Below are 23631 nucleotides of genomic sequence, written 5' to 3'. Positions count from 1 at the left end.
CGGTCGAACGGACCGCGCCCGCCCCGTTCGGGGCCGATCCGCTCCACACGGTCGCAGTTTCCGCACGCGCCCGCCACCCCGTCGACACCTGTTGGGACGGCGGGCGGGAAACGGGAACCGGCCGGCGCCGGGCGCGCGTCGGGGCGGAATCAGGGACAACCCCGAGCGTTTCCTGGTGCCCGGACGGGACGGGGGTTTCTAGGCTGTCAGCGTGACACTGCTCGCGACCGAGTCGCTGACCAAGACGTACGGAGGCCGGGTCACCGCGTTGGCCGACCTCACCGTGTCGGTCGAGCCGGGGATCATCGGGCTGGTGGGCGCCAACGGCGCCGGCAAGTCCACCCTGATCAAGATCCTGCTGGGTCTGCTCCCGCCGACCAACGGCCGGGTGCAGGTGCTCGGCCTCGACCCCACCACCGACCCGGCCGCGGTCCGCGCCCGGGTGGGCTACATGCCCGAGCACGACGCCCTCCCGCCGGACCTCTCCGCCGCCGAGCTGGTCACCCACCTGGGCCGGATGAGCGGGCTGCCGCGCACGGTCGCCCGGGAACGGGCCTCCGAGGCGCTGCGCCACGTCGGCCTGCACGAGGAGCGGCACCGGGCCGTCGGTGGCTACTCCACCGGCATGAAGCAGCGGGTGAAGCTCGCCCAGGCGCTCGTGCACGACCCCGACCTGCTGCTGCTCGACGAGCCCACGAACGGCCTCGACCCGGCCGGTCGGGACGCCATGCTCGCCCTGATCCACCGGATCGGCACCGAGTTCGGCATCTCCGTGGTCGTCTGCTCGCACCTGCTCGGCGAGGTGGAGCGGATCTGCGACACGCTCGTCGCGATCGACGGCGGCCGGCTGCTGCGCGCCGACCGGGTCGCCGCGATGACCACCGCCACCGACGTGCTCGCCGTCGAGGTGAGCGAGGGTACGGAGGAGTTGGCCGCCCGGCTCGCCGCGCTCGACCTGCCGGTGTCCCGGGACGGCCGGCTGCTGCTCGTCCCGCTCGCCGACGACCACACCTACGACCTGATCCTCGGCGCGGTCGCCGAGCTGGACCTGCCCCTGCACCGGCTGGACCAGCGACGGCACCGGGTGGCCGAGCTCTTCGCCCCGAGGGAGCCCAGCCATGCCTGAAGCCACCGGCGTCATCCACGACATCGGCTACCAGCGCTACACCGGCCCGCGGCTGGGCCGCTGGCAGGTCTTCGGCGCGCTCTACGGTCACGGCGTGCGTACCGTCTTCGGGCTGGGCCGCAGCGCCAAGGCGAAGATCTTCCCGTGGCTGGTGGTCTCCGTGGTCACCGTGGTGGCCGCCGGGCTGACCGCGGTGCGCAGCCAGACCGGCCAGGTGGTGATGACGTACGCCCAGTTCGCCGACGCGATGAGCTGGCTGGTCATCTTCTTCGCCGCGGTGGCCGCCCCCGAGCTGGTCTCCCGCGACCTGCGCAGCGGCGTGCTGCCGCTCTACTTCTCCCGGCCGCTGCCGCGCGGCGACTACGCGCTGGCCAAGCTGCTGGCGCTTGTCACGTCGCTCTGGCTGCTGCTCGGCGGCCCGCAGTTGGTGATGTTCCTGGGCGCGGCGTTCACCACCTCGCGGGGGGTGCGCGGGGTCTGGGACGAGTTGCTCGACCTGCTGCCCGGCCTGCTCTACGCCGGGCTGTGGGCGGTGGTCTTCGCCTCGATCGCCCTGCTTGTCGCCTCGCTGACCGGCAAGCGGGCCTTCGCCGCCGGCGGCATCGTGGCGGTCTTCCTGATGACCACGCCGGTGGTCGGCGTGCTCTCCATCCTGCCCTCCCGGACGGTCAACGAGTTGGCCTTCCTCGCCTCTCCGTCGTCGCTGGTCAGTGGCGTGGGCACCTGGGCGCTCGGCAGCCTGCTGACCCAGGGACAGGAGGGCGGCATACCGATCGGCGACTTCGGCCCGGTCTACGCCGTGGTCGCCGTGCTGCTGGTCGCCGCCTGCGTCAGCCTGCTGTTCCTGCGATACCGGAAGGTGGCCGCCCGATGACGGCGCTCAGCACACAACCGGCGGCCGGCGTGTCCGCCGCCGCGGCCAGCACCCTCGACCTGGCGGGCGTCTCCCGCTGGTACGGCAACGTGGTGGCGGTCAACGACGTCACCATGCGGCTCGGCCCCGGGGTGACCGGTCTGCTCGGCCCGAACGGCGCGGGGAAGACCACGCTGCTGCACATGATGGCCGGTTTCCTCGCCCCGTCCCGGGGCGCGGTGACGCTGGACGGGGAGCCGACCTGGCGCAACCCGGGTGTCTACCGGCGGCTCGGCCTGGTCAGCGAACGGGAGGCGGTGCACACCTTCCTCACCGCCTACGAGTTCGTGCTGGCGAGCGCGAAGCTGCACCGGCTGCCGGAGCCGGAGGCGGCGGCCCGGCGGGCGATCGAGATGGTCGAGATGCAGGACGCGCAGGGTCGCCGGATCGGCACCTACTCCAAGGGCATGCGGCAGCGCACCCGGGTGGCCGCCGCGCTCGTGCACGACCCGCAGGTGCTGCTGCTCGACGAGCCGTTCAACGGCATGGACCCCCGGCAGCGGCTGCACATGATGGGGCTGCTGCACCGGCTCGGCGACGACGGCCGGACCATCCTGTTCAGCTCGCACATCCTGGAGGAGGTCGAGCAGGTCTCCGGCACCGTCCAGGTGATGGTCGCCGGCCGGCTGGCCGCCTCCGGCGACTACCGGACCATCCGCCGGTTGATGACGAACCGCCCGCACGTCTTCGGGGTGCGCTCCACCGACGACCGGGCGCTCGCGGTGGCGCTGATGGCCGAGACCTCCGTCTCCGGCGTCGAGCTGGACCGCACCGGCCTGACCGTGAAGGCGAACGACTACGGCGCCTTCACCCGGGCGTTGCCCAGGATCGCACTCCGCCACGACATCCGGGTCCGGCAACTGCTGCCGGCGGACGAGTCGCTGGAGAGCGTCTTCTCGTATCTGGTGGAGGCATGATGTCGACAGTCACCTGGATCACCGCCCGTGGTCTGTTCGGCCGAAGCCGGTTCCTCATGCTGCTGCCGTTGCCGCTGATCCTGATCGGCCTGGCGGTGCTCTGCCGGTCGCTCGGGGTGGACCCGGGCCAGTGGGGGCCGCCGGTGCTCGTCGGTCTCGGCCTGGCCGTGGTGCTGCCGGTGGTGGCCCTGATCGTGGGCACCGGTGTGCTCGGCGCCGAGATCGACGACGGCACCGTGGTGCACATCCTCACCAAGCCGCTGCCCCGCTGGCAGATCGTGCTGCCGAAGCTGGCGGTGGCGGCTGCGGTCAGCGCGGTCACCGTCGGTGTCCCGCTCTACGTCGCGGGCGTGCTTGCCGACTCGGTACGCCTCGGCCTGGCCCTGGTGGCGGCCTCGGCGGCGGGCGCGCTGGCGTACTCGGCGCTGTTCCTGGCGCTCAGCCTGGTGACCCGGCGGCCGGTGCTGCTCGGCCTGGTCTACGTGCTGATCTGGGAGGGTCTGCTCGGCCGGTTCGTCAACGGCACCAAGGTGCTCTCGATCCAGCAGTGGGTGATCGCGCTCGCCGACAAGATGGCGCCCACCCCGCTGCTCGGCACCACCGTCTCGGTGCCGGTCGCGGCCGTGTTGACCGCGCTGGTGGCGATCGGCTTCACGGTGCTGGCCATCGACCGGCTGCGTTCGTTCAGCGTGGCGGGGGAGACCAGCTAGTAAGGCGGGGGCCCCGCTTAACGCATTCGGTAGAGGCGGGGGCCCTTGTTAACACCCACGTGTTAATAAGGGCCCCCGCCTAACCGGCGAGGGGTCAGAAGGCGCAGGCGATGACCAGCTCGGGAGTGCGGTCGGGCAGCAGGTCGAGCGTGGCGATGCGCCCCGCCGCGCGCAGGTCGCCGGCGATCGTGGTGAGCTGGTCGAGCAGGGCCGCCGGCCCGAGCGCCTCGGCCAGCGGCACCTCCGCCTTCATCGACAGTTTCCGCTCCGACTTGGCCCGCCGGACCTGCCCCAGCGCGTCGGCGGCCAGCCGCAGCAACGCCGGGTCGCCCGGCGCGCGCATCGCGCGGCCCACCTCGTACGTGGTCGGCCACGTCGACAGGTGCACCGAGCCGTACCGCCACCACGACCACACCTCCTCGGTGACGAACGGCAGCACCGGGGCGAAGAGCCGCAACTGCACCGACAACGCGGTCGCCAGCGCCGCCCGCGCCGAGTCGGCCGCCGGCCCCTCGCCGTAGGCGCGCTCCTTCACCAACTCGATGTAGTCGTCGCAGAACCGCCAGAAGAACGCCTCGGTGGCCATCAGCGCGGCCGTGTGGTCGTACCCGTCGAAGGCGGTGGTCGCGGTCGCGACCACGCCGGACAGTTCGGCGAGCATCGCGGTGTCGAGTGGTTCCGTGGCCGGGGCCCGCAGCGCGTCGGCGGCGCCCAGCCCGAGCGCGAACCGGGACGCGTGGAGCAGCTTGGTGGCCAGCCGCCGACCCACCTTGACCTGCGCCGGGTCGAACGCCAGGTCCATGCCGGGCTTGCCGTTGGCGGCCCAGTAGCGCACCGCGTCGGAGCCGTGCTGCGCCAGCAGCGCCATCGGCGTGACCACGTTCCCCTTGGACTTGGACATCTTCTTCCGGTCCGGGTCGAGGATCCAGCCGGAGAGCACCGCCGTGCGCCAGGGCAGCGCGCCGTGCTCCAGATGGGACCGGACCACGGTGGCGAACAGCCAGGTGCGGATGATGTCGTGCCCCTGCGGGCGCAGGTCCATCGGGAAGACCCGGCCGAACAGGTCCGGGTCCGTCACCCACCCGCCGACGATCTGCGGGGTCAGCGACGACGTGGCCCAGGTGTCGAGCACGTCCGGATCGCCGGTGAAGCCGCCGGGCCGGCCGCGCTGGGCCTCCGTGAATCCGGGCGGCGGCTCGCTCGTCGGATCGATCGGCAGCGTCGCCTCGTCCGGTGTGAGAGGGTGGTTCCAGTCCGGTTCGCCAGCGTCGTCGAGCCGGTACCACACCGGCACCGGCACGCCGAAGAACCGCTGCCGGCTGACCAGCCAGTCGCCGGTGAGGCCACCCACCCAGTGCTCGTACCGGTGCCGCATGTGCTCCGGCACCCAGCGCAGCTCGCGCCCGCGGGCCAGCAGCTCGTCGCGCAGGCCGGCGTCCCGGCCGCCGTTACGCAGATACCACTGCCGGGTCGACACGATCTCCAGCGGCCGGTCGCCGCGCTCGTAGAACCTGACCGGGTGGGTGATCGGGCGCGGCTTGCCGACCAGGTCACCGGCGTCGCCCAGCAGCGCCACGACCGTCCGCCGGGCGCCGTTGACCGTCTGCCCGGCCAACGCCGCGTAGGGCTCCGCCGGCACGCCGGCCGGCGGCTCCGGCAGCAGCCGGCCGTCCCGGCCGACCACCACCCGGGTGTCCAGCCGCAGCTCCCGCCACCAGGTCACGTCCGCCAGGTCACCGAACGTGCACACCATCGCGATGCCCGTGCCCTTGGCCGGGTCCGCCAGCGGGTGCGCGCGCACCGGCACCTCGACCCCGAAGACCGGGGTACGCACAGACGTGTCGACCAGGTCCGCGTACCGCTCGTCGTCGGGGTGGCAGACCAGCGCCACGCAGGCCGGCAGCAGCTCCGGCCGGGTGGTGTCGATGAGCACCTCGCGCCCGCCCGGCCCGGTGAACCGCAGCCGGTGGTAGGCGCCCGGCCGCTCCCGGTCCTCCAGTTCCGCCTGCGCGACCGCGGTGCCGAACCCGATGTCCCACAGCGTCGGCGCCTCCGCCTGGTATGCCTCACCTCGGGCCAGGTTGCGCAGGAACGCGCGCTGGCTGGCCGCCCGCGCCGCCGGCCCGATCGTGGTGTACGTCAGGGACCAGTCCACCGACAGGCCGAGCCGTCGCCACAGCGCCTCGAAGACCTTCTCGTCCTCCACGGTCAGGAACTCGCACAGCTCGATGAAGTTGCGCCGGGAGATCGCGGTCGGGTTCGTCCGCGCGTCGTCGCCGACCGGGGCGGCCGGCGGTCGCCAGTCCGGGTCGTACGGCAGCGCCGGGTCGGGGCGCACGCCGTAGACGTTCTGCACCCGGCGTTCGGTGGGCAGCCCGTTGTCGTCCCAGCCCAGCGGATAGAACACGGTCCGCCCGCGCATCCGCTGGAACCGGGCCACCGTGTCGGTGTGCGTGTAGGAGAAGACGTGCCCCATGTGCAGCTCGCCCGACACGGTCGGCGGCGGGGTGTCGATCGAGTAGACGTCGGCGCGCTCCTTCGAGCGGTCGAACGCGTACGTGCCGTCGGACTGCCAGCGACGGGCCCAGGTCTCCTCGAGCCCGTCCAGGCTCGGCCGCTCAGGGACGCCGGCGCGGGCGGTCCTCGTCGTGTCGGTCATCCGCCGATGGTAGGCACCCGCACCCGGCCGCTCCACGGCTTTCGCGGGGCGGCCGGTCGGTGCCGCTGAGGCCGGAAGGGCCGTTGCGGGTTCCGAGCCGGGGCGGACTGCGCCTCACCGGACGGCAGGGCCGGTCCAACTGATGAAGCGGGAGAACATCTCGTCCGGCTGCGGGCCGGGGTTCGGGTTGAGCCTGAGGAGATCCCCGATCGCGTCGAACAGCATGCCCGCCATGTAGACCGCGAGCCCTGCCCGGTCGCCCCGATACTCCATGCCGAGTAAGAGCCGCGCTGGCTGGCAGGGCCAAGGGGCCGCACACACTCGGCAGAGCCAGGTGGGCCGCATCGGGTGATGTGGGCGGACTGTGCGGGACGGGCGGTTGGGCGCAGATGGAGTGTTGTGCGGCATCGATCGAGCGTCGCCTTCAGCTCACCCCTTGTCAAGGTGTAACCTGCACTAAGCCGAGATGCGGTTTGACTACTTCACTCCTGGCTACCCTGCGGCCGTGCCACGCCACCTGTACGGGGCGGGCGAGATCACGGCCCGGCTGGGCGTCAGTCGCCAACGGGCTCGGCAGATCATCGACCGGCCCGACTTCCCGAAGCCGTACGACCGGCTGGGCATGGGCGCTGTCTGGCTGAAGGTCGATGTCGAGGCTTGGATTCGAGAGCACCGCCCGCATCTCGGTGAGGTTGACGACGAGGCGTAGGCCCACCGTGGAGATCTTGGTACGAAAGTGCCCCTCCGGGGGCCATTTCGTACCAAGATCTACTCGCGCCTCGCGCCTCGCGCCTCGCGCCTCGCGCCTCGCGCCTCGCGCCTCGCGCCTCGCGCCTCGCGCCTCGCGCCTCGCGCCTCGCGCCTCGCGCCTCGCGCCTCGCGCCTCGCGCCTCGCGCCTCGCGCCTCGCGCCTCGCGCCTCGCGCCTCGCGCCTCGCGCCTCGCGCCTCGCGCCTCGCGCCTCGCGCCTCGCGCCTCGCGCCTCGCGCCTCGCGCTCAGAGCAGGGAGTCGCGCCACTGGCGGTGCAGGGCGGCGTAACGGCCTCCGGCGGCGGCCAGTTCGGCCGGGGGGCCGTCCTCGACGATCCCGCCGGCGTCCAGCACCAGCACCCGGTCGGCGATCTCCACGGTGGAGAGCCGGTGCGCGATCACCAGCGCGGTCCGGTCGCACAGCACGCTCCGCAACGCCCGCTGCACCAGCCGTTCGGTCGGCACGTCGAGCGACGAGGTGGCCTCGTCGAGGATCAGCACCCGGGGGTCGGCCAGGAACGCCCGGGCGAACACGACAAGTTGCCGCTGCCCGGCGGAGAGCCGGCCGCCGCGCCGGTGCACGTCGGTGGCGTACCCGTCGGGCAGCGCGGCGATGAATTCGTGCGCGCCGATGGCCCGGGCGGCGGCGATCACGGCGGCGTCGTCGGCGTCCGGGCGGCCGAACCGGATGTTCTCCGCGACGGTGCCGCTGAACAGGTGGGTTTCCTGGGTGACGAGCACCACCGCCCGGCGCAGCTCGGCGTCGGCCAGGTCGCGCAGGTCGATGCCGTCCAGGCGGACCGCGCCGGCGTCCGGGTCGTGGAAGCGGGCCAGCAGCTTGGCGACGGTGGACTTGCCGGCGCCGGTGGGCCCGATCAGCGCGACGGTCTGCCCGGCCGGCACGGTCAGCTCCAGGCCGGACAGGATCGGCGTGTCCGGCCGGTAGCCGAAGGAGACCGAGCGGAAGTCCACCGCGCCGCGCGGCGGCCCGGCGGGCAGTGGCACCGGCCGCGTCGGTTCGGCCACCGCCGGGCGTTCGTCCAGCACCCCGGCCAGCTTCTCCAGCGCGGCGGTCGCCGACTGGAGCGAGTTGTAGAACTGGCTCAGTTCCTCCATCGGCTCGAAGAAGCGGCGCAGGTAGAGCAGGAACGCGGCGAGCACGCCGACCTCGGTGTGGCCGTCCAGCACCCGCCAACCGCCGTACGCCAGCACCGTCGCGGCGGTGAGGTTGCCGATCAGCCGGATGCCCGGCGAGTAGATCGCGATCAGCCGGAACGCGCTGAGGCTGGCCTGCCGGTAGTCGTCGTTCACCGCGTCGAAGATGCGCTGGTTGCGGGCCTCGCGGCGGTACGCCTGCACCGCCCGGATCCCGCGCAGCGACTCGACGAAGTGCACGATGACGAGCGCCACCGCCTCCCGGGTGCGCCGGTACGCCCCGGCGGAGGCGCGGGCGAACCAGCGGGACAGCCAGAACAGGAACGGGAAGGCGAACAGGGTGACCGCGGCCAGCGGCAGGTCCAGCCAGAGCAGGATGCCCGCCACCGACAGCACCGACAGCACGGCCATCACCAGCCGGTCGATCCCGCCGTCCACCAGTTCGCCGATCGACTCCAGGTCGCTGGTCAGCCGGGACACCATCCGGCCGGACGTGTAGCGCTCGTGGAAGCCGACGTCGAGGCGGAGGAAGTGCGCGTACACCCGGCGGCGGAGGTCGAGCAGGACGGCCTGGCCGATCCGGGCGGCGAGGGCGAGGAACGCGCGCCGGGCCGCGTACTCGACGGCGGTGGCGACGACGAACGCGGCGGCGACCGCGATCAGCGGGCCGGGGTCGCCGGCCCGCAGCGGCCCGATGCCCCGGTCGATGCCGAGCATGACCAGGTACGGGCCGGTCATCGCGGCGGCGTTCTGGGCCAGCAGCAGCGCCACCGCCACCCCGAGCGGGCGTCGGTGCGGGCGCAGCAGGCGGCGCAGCAGGAGCCGGCTGCGGGCGCGGAGCCGGGTCACCGCCGCGGGGGACGAGTCCTCGGCGCGGCTGCGGTCGGCGTCCGGGTCGGTGGCCAGGCCCCGCCACCGGGTCAGCTCGTCGTCGGCGGCGTCGGCGTCGGGCGGGGCGGCGTCGCGGCGGCGGGATCGTGGGACGCGGCCGGTCACGACCGCACCAGGCCGATGCCGCCCGGCCGGCGTTCCGGCTCGGCGGAGAGCACCGCGCGGTAGGCCGGCACCCCGGCCAGCATCTCGGAGTGGGTGCCGACGGCGACGATCCGGCCGCCTTCCAGCAGCGCCACCCGGTCGGCGAGCGCCACCGTGGAGGGCCGGTGCACCACCAGCAGGGCCGTGGTGCCGCGCAGCACCCGTCGCAGGGCGGCCTCGACAAGCGCCTCGGTGTGCACGTCGAGCGCGGAGAGCGGGTCGTCGAGGACCAGCAGGGCGGGTCGGCCGAGGACCACCCGGGCCAGCGCCAGCCGCTGCCGCTGCCCGCCGGAGAGCGACAGCCCCTGCTCGCCGATCCGGGTGGCGAGCCCCCACGGCAGCTCGTACGCGAAGTCCGCCTGCGCCAGCGTCAGCGCGGCCCGGATCTCCTCCTCGCCGGCGTCCGGCCGGCCCAGGGTGAGGTTTTCCCGCACCGACATGGAGAACAGGGTGGGCTCCTCGAAGGCCATCCCGACCAGCTCTCGCAGCGAACCGAGCCGCAGGTCACGCACGTCGTGCCCGTCGAGCGTGAGCCGGCCGCCGGTCACCTCGTGCAGCCGGGGGACCAGCGAGAGCAGCGTGCTCTTGCCGCAGCCGGTGGCGCCGACGAGCGCGAGCGTCTCGCCCGGCTCGACGGTCAGGTCCAGCTCGTGCAGGACCGGAGCGGACGCGCCGGGGTAGCGAAAGGTCACCCGCTCGAACCGGAGCCGGCCGCGCACCTGCGACCGGTCCAGCGTCCGCGCGCGCGGACGGTCCACGATCGCCGGGCGGGTGTCGAGAACCTCCTGGATGCGGTCGGCGGCGGTGGCGGCCTCCTGCCCGTTCGCGATGATCCAGCCGAGTGACTGCACCGGCCAGATCAGCATGAGCTGGAGGCTGACGAAGGCGACGAGTTGCCCGATGGTGAGCGCGCCTCCGGCCACGGCGGCGGCGCCGGCGACCAGGACCGCGCCGAGGGTCAGGTTGGGCACCAGGTCGAACAGCGCGGAGGTGCGGGCCAGCAACCGGGCCTTGCCGATCCCGGTGTCGTGCAGCCGGCGGGCGCCGACGGCGAACCGGGCCGCCAGCTCCGGACCCCGCCCGTACGCCCGCATGGTGCGCAGCCCCTGCGCCGTCTCCTCGACGAGCGTCGCCACGTCGCCCTGCTGATCCTGCATGCGGCGGGAGGCCGCGTGGTAGTGCCGGGCGAACCGGCGGCTGATCAGGAACAGCGGAATGGCGCTTGCCGCCACCAGCAGGCCCAGCCAGAGGTGCAGCCGGATCAACAGCACCACCACGGCGGCGTAGGTGGTCAGGTTGAGCACCAGGAAGAGCAGCCCGAAGGAGAGGAACCGGCGGATCACCGAGAGGTCGCTCGTCACCCGGGAGAGCAGTTGGCCGGACTGCCAGCGGTCGTGGAAGCTGGGCGGCAGCCGTTGCAGGTGGGCGTAGAGGTCGGCCCGGATGGCCGCCTCCATGCCCACCGAGGAGGACGACTGTGTCCACCGCCGGATGAAGATCAGCACCGCCTCGGCGACGCCGAGCAGCAGCGCCAGGCCGCCGAGTCGCAGCAGCCCGGCCCCGTCGTGCCGGGCCACCGGTCCGTCCACCACCCGCTGCACCACGAGCGGGACCGCCAGGCTCGCCGCGGTCGCGGTCAGCGCCGCGAGCAGCAGCCAGGCGAACTCCGTCGCGTACGGGCGCAGGTAGGGCCGCAGCCGCCAGAGGTTGCGCAGCGGCTGGAACCGGGCGTCGGGATGCGCCGCGGCATTGCTGTCGCTGGGCGCGGGCACCAACCGACGGTAACGGCCGGGGGCGTCACTCGGGGTCAGCTAGCCGTCAGCCGTCCCTCATGCCCGAGAAGCCATTTCTTCACGTCCAGCCCCCAGCGGTAGCCGCCGAGCGTCCCGTCGGTGCGCAGCACCCGGTGGCAGGGCACGAAGAGCGCGGCGGCGTTGCGGGCGCAGGCCGCCGCGGCGGCGCGGATCGCGGCCGGTCGGCCGGCCAGCGCGGCGAACCCGGTGTAGGTCACCGGGTCGCCCGGTTTGACGTCGCGCAGCACCTGCCAGGCGTGCGTCAGGAACAGGCCGTCGGTGCGCTGCTCCACCTCGATCGCGTCGATCGCCGCCAGGTCGCCGTCGAGGTAGGCCCGCACGGCGGCGGTCACCGGGCCGAGGTCGGCCCGCTCCCGCAGGTCGCCGCGCAGGCTCGGGTGCGTCAACGGCACCAGTGCCGTCGGGTCGGCGGTGAAGCCGGCCGCGCGTACCGCCCCGCCGGGCCCGGCGAGCACGCTCAGCGGCCCGGCGGGAGTGTCGATGACGGTGCTGTCCACAGTGGTCATGCCGCTCTCCAGAGTCGGATCGTCGCGTAGGACCGCCAGGGGCGCCAGCGGTCCGCGTACGCGGTCAGGGTTTTCGGGTCGTCGGGCAGGCCGAGCGCGGCGGCGCCGCGGCGGACGCCCAGGTCGGTGGCGAGGATGACGTCGGGATCGCCGAGCGCGCGCATGGCCAGGTAGCCGGCGGTCCACGGCCCGATGCCGGGCAGCTCGGCCAGGTGCCGGGCGGCCTCCGCGCGGTCGCCGCCGGGTTCGAGGTCCAGCTCGCCGTCCGCGACGGCCCGGGCCACCGCCCGGATCGTCGCCCGCCGGGCCGCCGGCATCCGGAACGCCTCGTCCGGCGCGGCGAGCACCTCCGCCGGAGTGGGGAACGCCCGCGGACCGCCCGGTAACCCGTCGACGACCGGGCCGCCGTCGGGGCGGGCACCGGCGATCAGGCGGGTGAGCGTGGTCCGGGCCGACCGGAGCGAGACCTGCTGGGTGGTGACGGCGCGGACGGCCGTCTCGAAACCGTCCACCGTGTGCGGCAGCCGGACGCCCGGCTCCGCGGCGACCGCCGGGGCCAGGGCCGGGTCGCCGGCGAGGGTGGCGTCCACCGCGACCGGGTCGGCGTCCAGGTCGAGCAGGCGCCGGCAGCGGGCCACCGCGGGCGCGAGGTCGCGCATGTCGGCCAGCCGCAGCGTGGCCGCGACGTGCCCGTCGGCCGGGGTCAGCACCGCCGTGCCGGGTCCGTGCGGCAGCCGCAGGCCCCGGTGGTACGCCCCGTCGCGCACCTCCTCGACGCCGGGCAGCGCGCGCAGCGCGAGGAAGTCCAGCAGCGCGCCGGCGTGCAGCGGTGGCCGGTAGGCCAGGCGCAGCGTGATGGCGCCCGCCCCGCCGGCCGGTTGTCGGCTGCTCCGGGCGACCCGCAGCTCGGACGGGGTGATGCCGTACACCTCGCGGATCGTGTCGTTGAACTGCCGCACGCTGCCGAAGCCGGCGGCGAACGCCACCTCGGCCAGGCCGAGGCCGGTGGTCTCGACCAGGATCCGGGCGGTCTGCGCGCGTTGTGCCCGGGCCAGCGCCAGCGGGCCGGCGCCCAGCTCGGCCCGGAGCATCCGGTGCAGGTGCCGTTCGGTGTAGCCCAGGCGGACGGCCAGCCCGGGCACGCCGTCCCGGTCGACCACGCCGTCGGCGATCAGCCGCATCGCGCGACCGACCAGGTCGGCCCGGACGTCCCAGTGCGGGGAGCCCGGCGCGGCGTCCGGCCGGCACCGGCGGCAGGCCCGCAGCCCGGCGCCCTGCGCGGCGGCGGCCGACGGAAAGAACCGGACATTCTGCCGCTTCGGCGTCATCGCCGGACAGGACGGCCGGCAGTAGATCCCGGTCGACGTCACGCCGGTGTAGAACCAGCCGTCGAACCGCGGGTCGCGGCTGTCGACGGCCCGGTAGCACCGCTCGAAGTCCAGCTCCATGCCACCGATACTGCCTCGCAGGCCACGCGCCGGGCTGGCGGGAATCGGACGTGGCATGAGGCAGTTGCGCCAGGTCGCCGAGGTGGCGGTTTCCCCGGCCCCCGGATGCCGCCACCTCGGCGAGGTGGCGTGGATCTTGGGGACCCGGCCGGGAAAGTGTCGTAAGTGGTCGGTACCGTCCCGCCACCAACTCAAGAAGAGGTGCGGGGCATATGCGATCGGGGCGAGCACGAATCGACGCCGCGGTGGTGCAGGGCTTCTACGACCGGATGCGGGCCGTCGCGCCGGCCGCCTACGGCGCGATCGAGCGCGACCGGGCCGACGACCCCGGGCGGCCCTTCGCCGACACCGCCTGCGGCCGGCTCGTCGGCTCGCTCGACCCGGCCGGGCTGCGCGCGCTCGGCATGTGGGCGCACCACTGGTGCATGCGCTTCTACGACGACGACACCCGTGTCGGCCTGCGCCTGGTCCGCGAGATCGCCGCCCGGCCCGGCCTCGGCTGGACCGTCGACGAGGTGCGCTGGCTGCTGGACCGGTCACACGCGGCCGGGGCCGCCGCCGCCCACCGGTTCACCCTGCCGCTCGCCGCCGCCGCGGAGCTGCCGCCCGGCGCGCTGCCCGCGGAGGTGGCCGCCGACACCCACCCGGCGGGCCGGCGTCGGCTGCGGGCCGGCTGACCCCGATCGGTCGGCCGGCCCGCCGTCGGGCAGGATGACCAGCGTCACCGTAGCCGACCGCAAGGACCCCCGTGCCCGCCACCGAACCGACCCTCGTCGCCACCAGCATGGGCTACTTCAGCCGGCGGCGTGGCCCCTGGGACGCCCGGCCCAGTCAGCTCTTCGACCTCATGGCCGAGCTGGCGCGGGCCGGCGACGCGCCCCGGGTCTGCTATCTCGGCCAGGCCGTCGGCGACCAGCCCACCGGCCTCGCGATGTTCTACGGCGCGTTCGCCGGCACCCGGTTCCGCGCCTCCCACCTGGCGCTCTACCCGATGCCGAACGTCGCGGACGTACGCGCCCACCTGCTCGCCCAGGACATCATCTGGGTCGGCGGCGGCAGCGTGGCCAACCTGTGCGCGGTGTGGCGGGTGCACGACCTGCCGGAGATCCTGCACGAGTGCTGGCAGGCCGGCGTGGTGCTCGCCGGCGTCTCCGCCGGCTCGATCTGCTGGCACGTCGGCGGCGCCACCGACAGCTACGGCCCGGACCTGCGCCCCTTCACCGACGGGCTGGCCTGGCTGCCGTACGGCAACGGCGTGCACTACGACAGCGAGGAGCAGCGCCGGCCGCTGATGCACCGGCTGGTCGCCGACGGCACGCTGCCGACCAGCCACTGCACCGACGACGGCGTCGGGCTGGTCTACCGGGGCACCCGGCTGGTCGAGGCGGTGGCCGACCGGGCCGGCGTGGCCGCGTACGAGCTGGTCCGCGCCGACGACGGCACGGTGCGGGAGACCCGGATCGAACCCCGGCTGCTGCCCACCGGGCCGGACGACCGACCGACCGCGTAAGCTGGCTCGTCGTGAGTCTCACCATCGGCATCGTCGGCCTGCCCAACGTGGGCAAGAGCACCCTGTTCAACGCGCTTACCAAGAACGACGTGCTCGCCGCGAACTACCCGTTCGCCACCATCGAGCCGAACGTCGGCGTGGTCGGGCTCCCCGACGAGCGCCTGGGCAAGCTCGCCGAGATCTTCTCCTCGCAGAAGGTGCTGCCGGCGCCGGTCTCGTTCGTCGACATCGCCGGCCTGGTCCGGGGCGCCTCCAAGGGGCAGGGCCGGGGCAACGCGTTCCTGGCCAACATCCGCGACGCCTCGGCGATCTGCCAGGTGGTGCGCGCCTTCTCCGACCCGAACGTGGTGCACGTCGACGGCAAGGTCTCCCCGGCCGACGACATCGAGACGATCAACACCGAGCTGATCCTGGCCGACCTTCAGACGCTGGAGAAGGCGCTGCCCCGACTGGAGAAGGAGGCCAAGCTCCGCAAGGACCGGGCCGCCGCCGTCGAGGCCGCGAAGAAGGCCGCCGAGGTCCTCGACAACGGCATCACCCTGTACGCGGGCGCCGCCGCCGCCAAGGTCGAGCTGGAGCACCTGCGCGAGTTGCACCTGCTCACCACCAAGCCGTTCATCTACGTCTTCAACGTCGACGAGGCCGAGCTGGGCAACGCCGCGTTCCTCGACGAGCTGCGCGCCCTGGTCGCGCCCGCCGAAGCGGTCTTCATGGACGCGAAGATCGAGTCGGAGCTGGTGGACCTGCCCGAGGACGAGGCCCGCGAGCTGCTGGAGTCGATCGGGCAGTCCGAGCCGGGGCTCGACCAACTCGTCCGGGTGGGCTTCCGGACGCTCGGGCTTCAGACGTACCTCACCGCCGGCCCCAAGGAGGCGCGGGCCTGGACCGTCTCGATCGGGGCGACCGCGCCGGAGGCCGCCGGGGTGATCCACAGCGACTTCCAGCGCGGCTTCATCAAGGCCGAGGTGGTCTCCTACGACGACCTGGTCGCGGCCGGATCGATGGCGGCGGCGAAGGCCGCCGGCAAGGTCCGGATCGAGGGCAAGGAGTACGTCATGCAGGACGGCGACGTGGTCGAGTTCCGCTTCAACGTCTGAATCCGGCGTGCCTGAGGCGTGCCGACCGGCTATTCGGCGACGAAGGCGCCTACGCCCGGCAGCGTCTCGGTCATGCCCTTGATCCGTAGCACCTGCATCGCGTACAAAACCCGGCCTGCGGGCCCGGAAGTCGACCGAGCGACCCGGGAGAGTGCGAGATCTTGGAAGCGGAAGGCCCCTCCAGGGGCCAATTTCTTCCAAGGTCTACAACTGAACCGCCAGGCCGGTCGGACGTCGCCGAGAACTACGGGCGGAGGTCGTCGACCAGCTTCTGGACCCGGGTGCGGATGTCGTCGCGCACCCGGCGTACGACGTCCAGGGGCTGGCCGGCGGGGTCGATGAGCGTCCAGTCCTCGTAGCGCTTGCCGGGGAAGACCGGGCAGGCGTCGCCGCAGCCCATGGTGACGATGACGTCGCTGGCTTCGGCCGTGTCCCAGGTGAGTTTGGCGGGCGTCTGGTCGGTGATGTCGATGCCGACCTCACGCATGGCCTCGACGGCGACGGGGTTGATCCGGTCGGCGGGCTCGCTGCCGGCGGAGCGGACCTCGACGGTGTCGCCGGCGAGGTGGCGCAGCCAGCCGGCGGCCATCTGGGAGCGGCCGGCGTTGTGGACGCAGACGAACAGGACGCTGGGTTTGTCGCTCATCGGGCTTCGGTCTCCGGTGCGAGGTGGGGCACGACCACGGCGTCAGCCGTGTCGGCGGCGTGCGGATACCAGACGGCGAGGGCGGCGGTGGCGACCAGGCCGCCGGCGAGCTGGGCGGCGACGAAGCCGGGCACGGACGCCGGGGCGATGCCGGCGAAGGTGTCGGTGAAGGCCCGGCCGATGGTGACGGCCGGATTGGCGAACGACGTCGACGAGGTGAACCAGTAGGCGGCCCCGATCCAGGCGCCCACGGCGGCCGGCGCGGCGGCGGTGCGGCCGGATCGGGCGAGGGCGAAGACCAGGAGGATCAGGCCGGTGGTGGCGACCACTTCGGCCAGCCACAGGTTGCCTCCGGCCCGGCCGGTGCGCGACCAGGCCACGGCCGGCAGGCCGAACATCAGATCGGCCAGCACCGCGCCGGCGATGGCGCCCCCGATCTGGGCCGGGACGTAGGCGGCGAGGTCCCGGCCGGTGAGGCCGGTGCCGGCGCGGCGGCCGATCCACCAGTCGACGGCGGAGACGACCGGGTTGAAGTGCGCCCCGGAGACCGGCCCGAAGGTCAGGATCAGCGCACCCAGTGCCAGGGCGGTGGCGAGCGCGTTCTCCAGCAGTTGGAGACCGACGTCGGTGGGGGAGAGCCGGGTGGCGGCGATCCCGGAGCCGACCACGGCGGCGACGAGCAGGGCGGTGCCGGCGAACTCCGCCGAGGCCCGCCGGGGCAGGGCGAGGCTCACGCGACGGTGCCGGCGGGGGTGGCGGAGATGTCGAGCAACGCGCCGAGCTGCCGGAACGCCTCCGGCCGCACCCGGTACCACACCCACGTGCCGCGCCGCTCCGAGTAGACCAGGCCGGCCTCGCGCAGCACCTTCAGGTGGTGGGAGATGGTCGGCCCGGAGAGGTCGAACGCCGGGGTCAGGTCGCAGACGCACATCTCGGGCACCGAGGCGATCATCGACATCAGCCGCAGCCGGACCGGGTCGCCCAGGGCCTTGAACATCGGCGCGACCACGGCCGCCTGCTCGGCGTCCATCGGGCGGGCCGCGATCGGGGGGCAGCACGCCACCCCCGGCAGGGCTTGTTTCGACATGCCTCTAGGTTGACAGAATTCAAAACAGGCTGCAACCTGGGCCTTGCTTCGACAAAGATCTAATCTGGAGGTGCTCATGTCCCGTGTCCAGCTCGCCCTGCGCGTGTCCGACCTCGAAGGCTCCGTGGCCTTCTACGCCAAGCTCTTCGGCGTCGAGCCGGCCAAGCGTCGCCCCGGGTACGCCAACTTCGCGGTCGAGAACCCGCCCCTGAAGCTCGTCCTCCTCGAAGGCGAGGGCGACCAGCCCACCGTCATGGACCACCTGGGCGTCGAGGTGGCGAGCACCGACGAGGTCAACGCCGCGACCAGCCGCCTCACCGACGCCGGCCTGATCACGCTTGAGGAGAACGACACCGAGTGCTGCTACGCCCTCCAGGACAAGGTCTGGGTACGCGGCCCCGGCAACGAGCCGTGGGAGGTCTACACCGTCAAGGCCGACTCGGCCCAGTTGGACAAGGTCGCCGAGAGCGCGTGCTGCACCCCGGCCGACGGGAAGGAGCCGGCCACCAGCGGGGCCGCGACCTGTAGCTGCTGATCGTCACGCCCGAGCGCGCCCGTCCTCATCGAGAAGGCGGGCGCGCGAGGCTGCTCACGCCTGGGCCATTCCGGATCCTGGAGAAGACAACCGCGTCGGCGCGGCGGCCGGGAAAGGCCAGGAAGCTGCGCAGCACGCCCTCCTGCGCGAAGCCGGCGGCGGCGAGAACCCGCTGGGACGCCCGGTTGTCCGGCTCCACCCACGCCTCCACCCGCTCGATGCCCGCGACGTCCAACGCCCAGGCGGACGCCAGCATCACCGCACGCGTGGCGATGCCTCGCCCCCGCATCGAAGGGATGACCCAGTAGCCGAAGCCGACCACGCCCGGCTGCGGCCGAAGCATGAGTACGATCGAGCCGATCGCTTGGCCGGTGACCTGATCGGCGATTGCGAGCGAAACACCCGCACCGCTGTCAGCCCGACTCCACTGCCGGCGGATGAAGGCTCAGCTCTTATGCCCGGGCACCAGGCCATCAAGATCGATCTTGACTGCGAACGGCGTTGAGGTGTGCAGCTCGTTCCGATGGATTCCGGTCGGCGCGTACGACCGGGTGGGGCCGTCGATCTCGTAAGTGTGGACCACCGGTGATCCGTCCGCGTCCTCGACCCGCCAGTAGTTCGCGATACCCGCTTCCGCATACTTGCGCAGCTTGACGGTGCGGTCGCGATGCGCCGACTCGGGCGAGACCACCTCCACGACCAGCAGCGTCTCTTCGGGCGTGTAGAAGGTGCGGGATGGATCGTACGGCGCGGTCGTGGCCAGGAGGTCGGGCTCGGGGCGATTCCATCTGTCGAGCCGGATCGTGATCTCCCGGTCGACCTCGACGCCGGTCGGTGCCTGCTCCGTCAGGGCGTTCACCAGGGCGGTGACCATCCGGGCGTGCCAGACCCGTTGGGGAGACATCATGAAGACGAGTGCTCCGTCGATGAGTTCGGTGTGACGTGGTGCTTCGGTGAGCTGGTCCAAGTCCTCGGAGTACCAGCCCTCCGGGCGAGGCGGCCGCATCCACTCGGGCACCGCAGTCATGACCTCATGCTAGCGCTCGGCAACGGCCCGACCTGCGCGCTCATCCTGCCGGCGCGCCGGATGGGCAATGCCAGCGTTGCGGCACCGGCGAATGCCGCCGTGGCGTCACGATGATGCCACGGGTTGGACGACGTTTGAGCAGCAACGATTCCTTGCACCGAGGTCACCGCGTGCCAAAGTGATGCCATCTAGGCTTGCGGTGGTGCCATCCTGTGTGCCACAGTAGTGCCATGGACTTGACCTCGTATGTGAGCAACCTCGGGCGGGAGTTCGCCGCCCTCGCCGAGGCCGGCGGTGACGAGTCGCGTGCGCTGGTCGAGCGCCTGACCGGGCCGCTGGAGTCGGCGATCCGGATGACCCTGCTGGACGCGCTGTCGGCCGCCGCCGACGAGATAACCCGGGAGCTGGCCCCCGGCTCGGTGGAGCTGCGCCTGCGCGGCCGGGACCCGGACTTCGTGGTGACGACGCCACCCGGCGAGCCGCTCCTCGCCTCCCCCGGGGAGAGCGCGGCACCCGACATCGACCTGCCGATCGCCGAGGACGGTCCGGTCGCCCGGATCAACGTCCGCATGCCCGAGCAACTCAAGGCCGCGGTCGAGGAGGCCGCCGCGGCAGAGGGCCGGTCGGTCAACGCCTGGCTGGTCCGGGCCGCCGCCGCCGGCCTGCCCCGGGCCGACCGGGAGTCGCGTCCCGAGCCGCGCCACGGCGGCAAGCGGTCCCAGCAGCGCCTGACCGGCTGGGTGCACTAGACCGCACCGATCCACTCGTCTTTTCCTCTCACGTCCCCCTGACCTGCGGGGACGACCCACCGACCCGGAATGCGGGGACAACCATGCCTGTTTTCGACACGCCCGAATCGATCACCGTCACGATGGACCTCGGCGTCGCCTCCGTGTGGATCGCCGCCGGCGACCGCGCCGACACCGTGGTGGAGGTCCGCCCGAGCAACGCCGCCGACGAGTCCGACGTCCAGGCCGCCGCGCAGGTACGCGTCGACTTCGCCAACGGCGCGCTCCAGGTCACCGGCCCGAGGCGCGCCTTCGACTTCTCGAAGAAGAGCCGTTCGGTGGACGTCTCGATCGAGCTGCCGAGCGACTCCCGGCTCTCCGCGCACCTGCTGATGGGCGGCGTCAGCGGCACCGGCCGGCTCGGCGAGACCCAGGTGAAGACCACCGGCGACGTCCGGCTGGAGCGGACCGGCCCGCTGCGCCTGCACACCGGTGTCGGCCACGTCGCCGTCGACGGGGTCACGGGCGACGCGGAGATCTCCACCGGCTCCGGCACGGTCCGGGTCGGCGCGGTCGAGGGCGCCGTGGCGGTCAAGAACTCCAACGGCGGCACCACGATCGACGCGGCCACCGGCGACGTGCGGGTGCGCAACGCGAACGGCGCCGTCGAGGTCACCCGCGCCGGCGCGGGCGTCGACGCGAAGACCTCCAACGGCGGCATCCGCGTCGGCGAGGTGGCGCGCGGCTCGGTCGTGCTCCGCACGGCCATGGGCGACCTGGACATCGGGGTCGCGCCGGGCACCGCCGCGTGGCTGGAGGTCAACACCGGCTTCGGGCAGGTACACAACCTGCTGGAGAACACCGCCCGGCCCGGCGACGCCGAGGAGACCGTCGAGGTGCGTGGCAGCACCTCCTACGGCGACATCACCATCCACCGGTCCTGAGGGAGGACGACCATGACCACGAACCAGATCGCCGTCACCGGGTTGCGGAAGTCGTCCGGCGACCACGTCGTGCTCGACGGCATCGATCTGCGCGTACCCGAAGGAACGGTCTTCGCGCTGCTCGGCGCGAACGGCGCGGGCAAGACCACGACGGTGCGGATCCTGTCCACGCTGCTCGCCGCCGACGGCGGCGAGGCCCGGGTCGCCGGGCACGACCTCGCCCGCGAGCCGGACGCGGTCCGCGCCGCGATCGGCGTCACCGGTCAGTTCTCCGCGGTGGACAGGCTGCTCACCGGCGCGGAGAACCTGCGCCTGATGGCGGACCTGCACCACCTGCGCCGGGACGAGGGCCGGCGGCGCGTGGCCGGGCTGCTGGACCGGTTCGGCCTGACCGACGCGGCCGGCAAGCCGGCGTCCACCTACTCCGGTGGGATGCTGCGGCGGCTCGACCTGGCGATGACGCTCGTCGGCAACCCGCGCGTGATCTTCCTGGACGAGCCGACCACCGGGCTGGACCCGCGCAGCCGCCGCGACATGTGGCAGATCGTCCGCGACCTGGTGGCCGACGGCGTCACCATCCTCCTGACCACCCAGTATCTGGAGGAGGCCGACGAGCTGTCCGACCGGATCGCGGTCCTGGACCACGGCCGGGTGGTCGCCGAGGGCACGGCCGAGGAGTTGAAGCGCCGCATCCCCGGCGGGCACGTCCGGCTGCGGTTCGCCGACCCGCAGCGTCTCGACCAGGCGGTACGGGTGCTCGACCGGGCCACGCGCGAGCCCGACGCGCTCGCCCTGCGGGTGCCCGGCGACGGCAGCCTGCGCTCGCTGAAGGCCCTGATCGGGCGGCTCGACGACGGTGGCATCGAGGTCGACGAGCTGTCCGTGCACACCCCCGACCTCGACGACGTCTTCCTCGCCCTCACCGACCGGAAGGTGACCACGCCATGAGCACCCCCGCCCTCACCGGCCTCCGCTTCCACCCGCTGCGCGACTCGGTGACGATGCTGCGTCGCAACCTCAGGCGCATGCTGCGCTACCCGTCGATGACGGTGATGCTCGTCGGGATGCCCGTGGTCTTCCTACTGCTCTTCGTCTATGTGCTCGGCGGCACGCTGGGGGCCGGGCTGGGCAGCGGCGGCGGGCGCGCCGAGTACGCCAACTACGTGGCGCCGGCGATCATCCTGATGACCGTGGCGGCCACCGTCCAGGGGACCGCGATCTCGATCGCCATGGACATGACCGAGGGCATCATCGCCCGGTTCCGCACCATGCACATCGCCCGGGTGTCGGTGCTGACCGGCCACGTCCTCGGCAGCATGATCCAGGCGGCGATCAGCCTGACCGTGGTGATCGGCGTGGCGTTGCTCGTCGGCTTCCGCCCCACCGCCGGTGCGGCCGGTTGGCTGGGCGCGGTCGGTCTCCTCGCGGCGGTGACGTTCGCGCTTGTCTGGTTGGCCGTCGCGCTCGGCCAGGTGAGCGAGAGCGTCGAGACGGCGAGCAACCTGCCCATGCCGCTGATCCTGCTGCCGTTCCTCGGCAGCGGGTTCGTGCCCACCGACTCGATGCCGGCCGGCCTGCGCTGGTTCGCCGAGCACCAGCCGTTCACCCCGATGATCGAGAGCCTGCGCGGGCTGCTCATGAACGAGCCGATCGGGCACGACGGCTGGATCGCGCTCGGCTGGTGCGCCGCCATCGCGCTCGGCGGCTACCTCTGGTCGAGGCGGCTGTTCAACCGCTAGACCCGGCGCGAAGCCCCCGGTCCGTCGTCAGCGGATCCGGGGGCTGCGCCGTTCGATGAGCGTGACGTCCCGCCAGATGCCGTGGTGACGGCCGATCCGCTCCCGGGTGCCGACCACCCGGAACCCGCGGGCCGCGTGCAGGGCCAGGCTGGCGGTGTTCTCCGGGAACACGCCGGACTGGATGGTCCAGACGCCGGCCGCCTCGGTGGAGGCGATCAGCGCGTCCAGCAGCATCCGGCCGACGCCGCGCCCGCGCGCCTCGGGATGCACGTAGACGGAGTGCTCGACCACCCCGGCGTAGACGCACCTGTCGGAGACCGCCGAGCAGGCCACCCAACCGAGCACCCGCCCGGTCGGGTCGAGCGCCACCCACCGGTGGCCGGGCAGCCGGCCGGCGGTGAACCGGTCCCAGCCCGGCGGCTCGGTCTCGAACGTGGCGTCGCCCTCGTCGATGCCGAGGCGGTAGATCTCCAGCACGGCGTCGGCGTGCGCGTCGTCCATCGCGGCAACGGTGGCTGTCATCGACGGGAACGCTACCGGAGGCGGTAGACGGAGATGTGGGCGCGGCTGTCCGCGTCGAACGGCGTCCGGTCCCAGTCGGCGTACCGCTCGGCGAGGTGGAGGCCGGCCCGTTCCGCCATCTCGTCGATCTGCTCCGGCCAGGCGTACCGCATGGCGAACGGCTTGAGGTGCACACCGCCGGCGTCGAACGTGATCGTCTGACGCACGAACGTCTGCGCCGCCCGGTCGTACTGATGCATCCGGATGGTGGCCGAGTCCTCGGTCACCTCGCGGACCTGGACCTGCTCGTCCCGGTCGAAGCCGGCCGGGTTCGGCACGAAGGTCTCGATGACGAACGCCCCGCCCGGGGCCAGCACCCGGGCCACGTTGCGGAAACACGCCGCCTGACGCTCCGCGTCGACCAGGTTGAACAGCGTGTTGAAGACCAGGAAGACCAGACGGTACGGCCCGGTAACCGGCACGTCCGCCATGTCGCCGATGGTGACCGGCATGTGCTCGCCGCCCGGCTTGGCGCGCAGGTGCGCCACCATCTCCGGGGACGCCTCGACGCCCTCCACGGCCAGGCCGCGGGCGGCCAGCGGCAGAGCCACCCGACCGGTGCCGACGGCCAGTTCGAGCACCGGACCGTCCTCGGCCAGCGGCGCGAGGAAGTCGACCGCCGGCGCGGGGTCGGGATTGCCGGGGCTGTCGTAGCCGGCGGCCCAGAGCCGGCCGAAGAGGCCGGGGTCATCGAAGACTGACATGACGCCAGCAGACCAGCGACC

General features: G+C 73.0%; 26 protein-coding genes and 1 pseudogene. 13 read left to right on the top strand and 14 right to left on the bottom strand.

All coding sequences use genetic code 11. From position 1 onward, the window contains the following. Window positions 1-211 precede the first annotated feature (211 nt). Genes O7619_RS29135 through O7619_RS29120 form a run of 4 tightly spaced genes read left to right on the top strand, consistent with a single transcriptional unit; the run spans window position 212 to window position 3666 of the window. Window positions 212-1126 (top strand): ABC transporter ATP-binding protein, encoded by a 915-nt coding sequence (locus tag O7619_RS29135; protein WP_282284693.1) that lies wholly within the window; start codon window positions 212-214, stop codon window positions 1124-1126. Further along, the gene (locus O7619_RS29130) at window positions 1119-2000 is read left to right on the top strand and encodes an ABC transporter permease subunit (RefSeq protein ID WP_282284692.1); all 882 of its coding nucleotides are present in this window, start codon (window positions 1119-1121) and stop codon (window positions 1998-2000) included. The genes O7619_RS29135 and O7619_RS29130 overlap by 8 nt, the downstream gene beginning before the upstream one ends. Then, the gene (locus tag O7619_RS29125) at window positions 1997-2956 is read left to right on the top strand and encodes an ABC transporter ATP-binding protein (RefSeq protein WP_282284690.1); all 960 of its coding nucleotides are present in this window, start codon (window positions 1997-1999) and stop codon (window positions 2954-2956) included. Before O7619_RS29130 ends, O7619_RS29125 begins: the two co-directional genes overlap by 4 nt. Then, the gene (locus O7619_RS29120) at window positions 2956-3666 is read left to right on the top strand and encodes an ABC transporter permease subunit (protein ID WP_282284688.1); all 711 of its coding nucleotides are present in this window, start codon (window positions 2956-2958) and stop codon (window positions 3664-3666) included. Before O7619_RS29125 ends, O7619_RS29120 begins: the two co-directional genes overlap by 1 nt. Window positions 3667-3760: 94 nt before the next feature. Here the strand turns inward: O7619_RS29120 and valS are convergent, their stop codons facing one another. Both valS and O7619_RS29110 read right to left on the bottom strand, forming a co-directional pair. Next, window positions 3761-6325: a valine--tRNA ligase gene (gene valS / locus O7619_RS29115; RefSeq protein ID WP_282284687.1), complete on the bottom strand. Its 2565-nt coding sequence runs from the start codon at window positions 6323-6325 to the stop codon at window positions 3761-3763. Window positions 6326-6439: 114 nt separating this feature from the next. Continuing rightward, window positions 6440-6598 carry a hypothetical protein gene (locus tag O7619_RS29110; protein WP_282284685.1) on the bottom strand — a complete coding sequence of 53 codons (159 nt, stop codon included), beginning with the start codon at window positions 6596-6598 and terminating at the stop codon, window positions 6440-6442. Window positions 6599-6830: 232 nt separating this feature from the next. Between O7619_RS29110 and O7619_RS29105 the strand changes: the two genes are divergently transcribed. Next, a complete protein-coding gene (locus O7619_RS29105) occupies window positions 6831-7034 on the top strand; it encodes a DNA-binding protein (RefSeq protein ID WP_282284683.1) in 204 nt (67 codons plus the stop codon). Window positions 7035-7320: 286 nt separating this feature from the next. Here the strand turns inward: O7619_RS29105 and O7619_RS29100 are convergent, their stop codons facing one another. From O7619_RS29100 to O7619_RS29085, 4 genes are all read right to left on the bottom strand, one after another. After that, the gene (locus O7619_RS29100; protein ID WP_282288987.1) at window positions 7321-9153 is read right to left on the bottom strand and encodes an ABC transporter ATP-binding protein; all 1833 of its coding nucleotides are present in this window, start codon (window positions 9151-9153) and stop codon (window positions 7321-7323) included. Window positions 9154-9221: 68 nt separating this feature from the next. Continuing rightward, entirely contained in the window at window positions 9222-11036 is a 1815-nt protein-coding gene (locus tag O7619_RS29095) for an ABC transporter ATP-binding protein (RefSeq protein WP_282284681.1), read from the bottom strand. Between the two features lie 35 nt (window positions 11037-11071). Continuing rightward, entirely contained in the window at window positions 11072-11584 is a 513-nt protein-coding gene (locus O7619_RS29090) for a methylated-DNA--[protein]-cysteine S-methyltransferase (RefSeq protein ID WP_282284680.1), read from the bottom strand. Further along, entirely contained in the window at window positions 11581-13032 is a 1452-nt protein-coding gene (locus O7619_RS29085) for an AlkA N-terminal domain-containing protein (RefSeq protein ID WP_282284679.1), read from the bottom strand. Before O7619_RS29085 ends, O7619_RS29090 begins: the two co-directional genes overlap by 4 nt. 212 nt (window positions 13033-13244) lie before the next feature. On the opposite strand from O7619_RS29085, the gene O7619_RS29080 reads away from it, so the two are divergent. The 3 genes from O7619_RS29080 to ychF all read left to right on the top strand — a co-directional run bounded on the left by O7619_RS29080 (window position 13245) and on the right by ychF (window position 15639). Further along, window positions 13245-13709: a hypothetical protein gene (locus tag O7619_RS29080; RefSeq protein ID WP_282284678.1), complete on the top strand. Its 465-nt coding sequence runs from the start codon at window positions 13245-13247 to the stop codon at window positions 13707-13709. Between the two features lie 71 nt (window positions 13710-13780). Then, window positions 13781-14542, top strand: coding sequence for a peptidase E (locus tag O7619_RS29075; protein ID WP_282284677.1), 762 nt, complete (start codon window positions 13781-13783; stop codon window positions 14540-14542). 11 nt (window positions 14543-14553) lie between these two features. Beyond that, on the top strand, window positions 14554-15639 hold the full coding sequence (ychF, locus tag O7619_RS29070) for a redox-regulated ATPase YchF (RefSeq protein WP_281586736.1): 1086 nt from the start codon (window positions 14554-14556) through the stop codon (window positions 15637-15639). A gap of 29 nt (window positions 15640-15668) precedes the next feature. Here the strand turns inward: ychF and O7619_RS30195 are convergent. From O7619_RS30195 to O7619_RS29055, 4 genes and pseudogenes are all read right to left on the bottom strand, one after another. Continuing rightward, a pseudogene (locus O7619_RS30195) lies at window positions 15669-15740 on the bottom strand (GntR family transcriptional regulator); the annotation flags it as partial. A gap of 143 nt (window positions 15741-15883) precedes the next feature. Continuing rightward, complete coding sequence (locus O7619_RS29065) at window positions 15884-16285, bottom strand: arsenate reductase ArsC (RefSeq protein WP_282284675.1); 402 nt, start codon at window positions 16283-16285, stop codon at window positions 15884-15886. After that, on the bottom strand, window positions 16282-17019 hold the full coding sequence (locus O7619_RS29060) for an aquaporin (protein ID WP_282284673.1): 738 nt from the start codon (window positions 17017-17019) through the stop codon (window positions 16282-16284). The genes O7619_RS29065 and O7619_RS29060 overlap by 4 nt, the downstream gene beginning before the upstream one ends. Next, complete coding sequence (locus tag O7619_RS29055) at window positions 17016-17372, bottom strand: metalloregulator ArsR/SmtB family transcription factor (protein ID WP_282284671.1); 357 nt, start codon at window positions 17370-17372, stop codon at window positions 17016-17018. The genes O7619_RS29060 and O7619_RS29055 overlap by 4 nt, the downstream gene beginning before the upstream one ends. Before the next feature lie 76 nt (window positions 17373-17448). On the opposite strand from O7619_RS29055, the gene O7619_RS29050 reads away from it, so the two are divergent. Next, complete coding sequence (locus O7619_RS29050) at window positions 17449-17907, top strand: ArsI/CadI family heavy metal resistance metalloenzyme (RefSeq protein WP_282284670.1); 459 nt, start codon at window positions 17449-17451, stop codon at window positions 17905-17907. 25 nt (window positions 17908-17932) lie between these two features. Here the strand turns inward: O7619_RS29050 and O7619_RS29045 are convergent, their stop codons facing one another. Both O7619_RS29045 and O7619_RS29040 read right to left on the bottom strand, forming a co-directional pair. Then, window positions 17933-18346 carry a GNAT family protein gene (locus O7619_RS29045; RefSeq protein ID WP_282288986.1) on the bottom strand — a complete coding sequence of 138 codons (414 nt, stop codon included), beginning with the start codon at window positions 18344-18346 and terminating at the stop codon, window positions 17933-17935. Between the two features lie 6 nt (window positions 18347-18352). Beyond that, complete coding sequence (locus O7619_RS29040; RefSeq protein ID WP_282284668.1) at window positions 18353-18934, bottom strand: Uma2 family endonuclease; 582 nt, start codon at window positions 18932-18934, stop codon at window positions 18353-18355. Between the two features lie 230 nt (window positions 18935-19164). Here O7619_RS29040 and O7619_RS29035 point away from each other — a divergent pair, with 230 nt between their 5' ends. The 4 genes from O7619_RS29035 to O7619_RS29020 all read left to right on the top strand — a co-directional run bounded on the left by O7619_RS29035 (window position 19165) and on the right by O7619_RS29020 (window position 22345). Further along, on the top strand, window positions 19165-19683 hold the full coding sequence (locus O7619_RS29035; protein ID WP_282284666.1) for a ribbon-helix-helix protein, CopG family: 519 nt from the start codon (window positions 19165-19167) through the stop codon (window positions 19681-19683). An 83-nt stretch (window positions 19684-19766) separates the two neighbouring features. Continuing rightward, the gene (locus tag O7619_RS29030; protein ID WP_282284665.1) at window positions 19767-20606 is read left to right on the top strand and encodes a DUF4097 family beta strand repeat-containing protein; all 840 of its coding nucleotides are present in this window, start codon (window positions 19767-19769) and stop codon (window positions 20604-20606) included. 12 nt (window positions 20607-20618) lie between these two features. Beyond that, window positions 20619-21554 (top strand): ATP-binding cassette domain-containing protein, encoded by a 936-nt coding sequence (locus O7619_RS29025; protein ID WP_282284663.1) that lies wholly within the window; start codon window positions 20619-20621, stop codon window positions 21552-21554. Continuing rightward, window positions 21551-22345, top strand: coding sequence for an ABC transporter permease (locus O7619_RS29020; RefSeq protein WP_282284661.1), 795 nt, complete (start codon window positions 21551-21553; stop codon window positions 22343-22345). The genes O7619_RS29025 and O7619_RS29020 overlap by 4 nt, the downstream gene beginning before the upstream one ends. Window positions 22346-22372: 27 nt before the next feature. Here the strand turns inward: O7619_RS29020 and O7619_RS29015 are convergent, their stop codons facing one another. Both O7619_RS29015 and O7619_RS29010 read right to left on the bottom strand, forming a co-directional pair. Further along, a complete protein-coding gene (locus tag O7619_RS29015) occupies window positions 22373-22867 on the bottom strand; it encodes a GNAT family N-acetyltransferase (RefSeq protein ID WP_282284659.1) in 495 nt (164 codons plus the stop codon). A gap of 11 nt (window positions 22868-22878) precedes the next feature. Beyond that, window positions 22879-23610 carry a class I SAM-dependent methyltransferase gene (locus O7619_RS29010; RefSeq protein ID WP_282284657.1) on the bottom strand — a complete coding sequence of 244 codons (732 nt, stop codon included), beginning with the start codon at window positions 23608-23610 and terminating at the stop codon, window positions 22879-22881. Window positions 23611-23631 lie beyond the last annotated feature (21 nt).

Origin of the sequence: Micromonospora sp. WMMD998, from assembly GCF_029581235.1 — a bacterium.
Lineage (GTDB): Bacteria > Actinomycetota > Actinomycetes > Mycobacteriales > Micromonosporaceae > Micromonospora.
This window is presented reverse-complemented; position numbering and strand designations above follow the sequence as displayed.

Excerpts from the sequence above, each read along its gene's own strand:
- O7619_RS29130 (WP_282284692.1), top strand. The coding sequence starts at position 1,119 with ATGCCTGAAGCCACCGGCGTCATCCACGACATCGGCTACCAGCGCTAC.
- O7619_RS29125 (WP_282284690.1), top strand. The coding sequence starts at position 1,997 with ATGACGGCGCTCAGCACACAACCGGCGGCCGGCGTGTCCGCCGCCGCG.
- O7619_RS29120 (WP_282284688.1), top strand. The coding sequence starts at position 2,956 with ATGTCGACAGTCACCTGGATCACCGCCCGTGGTCTGTTCGGCCGAAGC.
- valS (WP_282284687.1), bottom strand. The coding sequence starts at position 6,325 with ATGACCGACACGACGAGGACCGCCCGCGCCGGCGTCCCTGAGCGGCCG.
- O7619_RS29110 (WP_282284685.1), bottom strand. The coding sequence starts at position 6,598 with ATGGAGTATCGGGGCGACCGGGCAGGGCTCGCGGTCTACATGGCGGGC.
- O7619_RS29090 (WP_282284680.1), bottom strand. The coding sequence starts at position 11,584 with ATGACCACTGTGGACAGCACCGTCATCGACACTCCCGCCGGGCCGCTG.
- O7619_RS29085 (WP_282284679.1), bottom strand. The coding sequence starts at position 13,032 with ATGGAGCTGGACTTCGAGCGGTGCTACCGGGCCGTCGACAGCCGCGAC.
- O7619_RS29080 (WP_282284678.1), top strand. The coding sequence starts at position 13,245 with ATGCGATCGGGGCGAGCACGAATCGACGCCGCGGTGGTGCAGGGCTTC.
- O7619_RS29065 (WP_282284675.1), bottom strand. The coding sequence starts at position 16,285 with ATGAGCGACAAACCCAGCGTCCTGTTCGTCTGCGTCCACAACGCCGGC.
- O7619_RS29055 (WP_282284671.1), bottom strand. The coding sequence starts at position 17,372 with ATGTCGAAACAAGCCCTGCCGGGGGTGGCGTGCTGCCCCCCGATCGCG.
- O7619_RS29050 (WP_282284670.1), top strand. The coding sequence starts at position 17,449 with ATGTCCCGTGTCCAGCTCGCCCTGCGCGTGTCCGACCTCGAAGGCTCC.
- O7619_RS29040 (WP_282284668.1), bottom strand. The coding sequence starts at position 18,934 with ATGACTGCGGTGCCCGAGTGGATGCGGCCGCCTCGCCCGGAGGGCTGG.
- O7619_RS29035 (WP_282284666.1), top strand. The coding sequence starts at position 19,165 with ATGGACTTGACCTCGTATGTGAGCAACCTCGGGCGGGAGTTCGCCGCC.
- O7619_RS29030 (WP_282284665.1), top strand. The coding sequence starts at position 19,767 with ATGCCTGTTTTCGACACGCCCGAATCGATCACCGTCACGATGGACCTC.
- O7619_RS29025 (WP_282284663.1), top strand. The coding sequence starts at position 20,619 with ATGACCACGAACCAGATCGCCGTCACCGGGTTGCGGAAGTCGTCCGGC.
- O7619_RS29020 (WP_282284661.1), top strand. The coding sequence starts at position 21,551 with ATGAGCACCCCCGCCCTCACCGGCCTCCGCTTCCACCCGCTGCGCGAC.
- O7619_RS29015 (WP_282284659.1), bottom strand. The coding sequence starts at position 22,867 with ATGACAGCCACCGTTGCCGCGATGGACGACGCGCACGCCGACGCCGTG.
- O7619_RS29010 (WP_282284657.1), bottom strand. The coding sequence starts at position 23,610 with ATGTCAGTCTTCGATGACCCCGGCCTCTTCGGCCGGCTCTGGGCCGCC.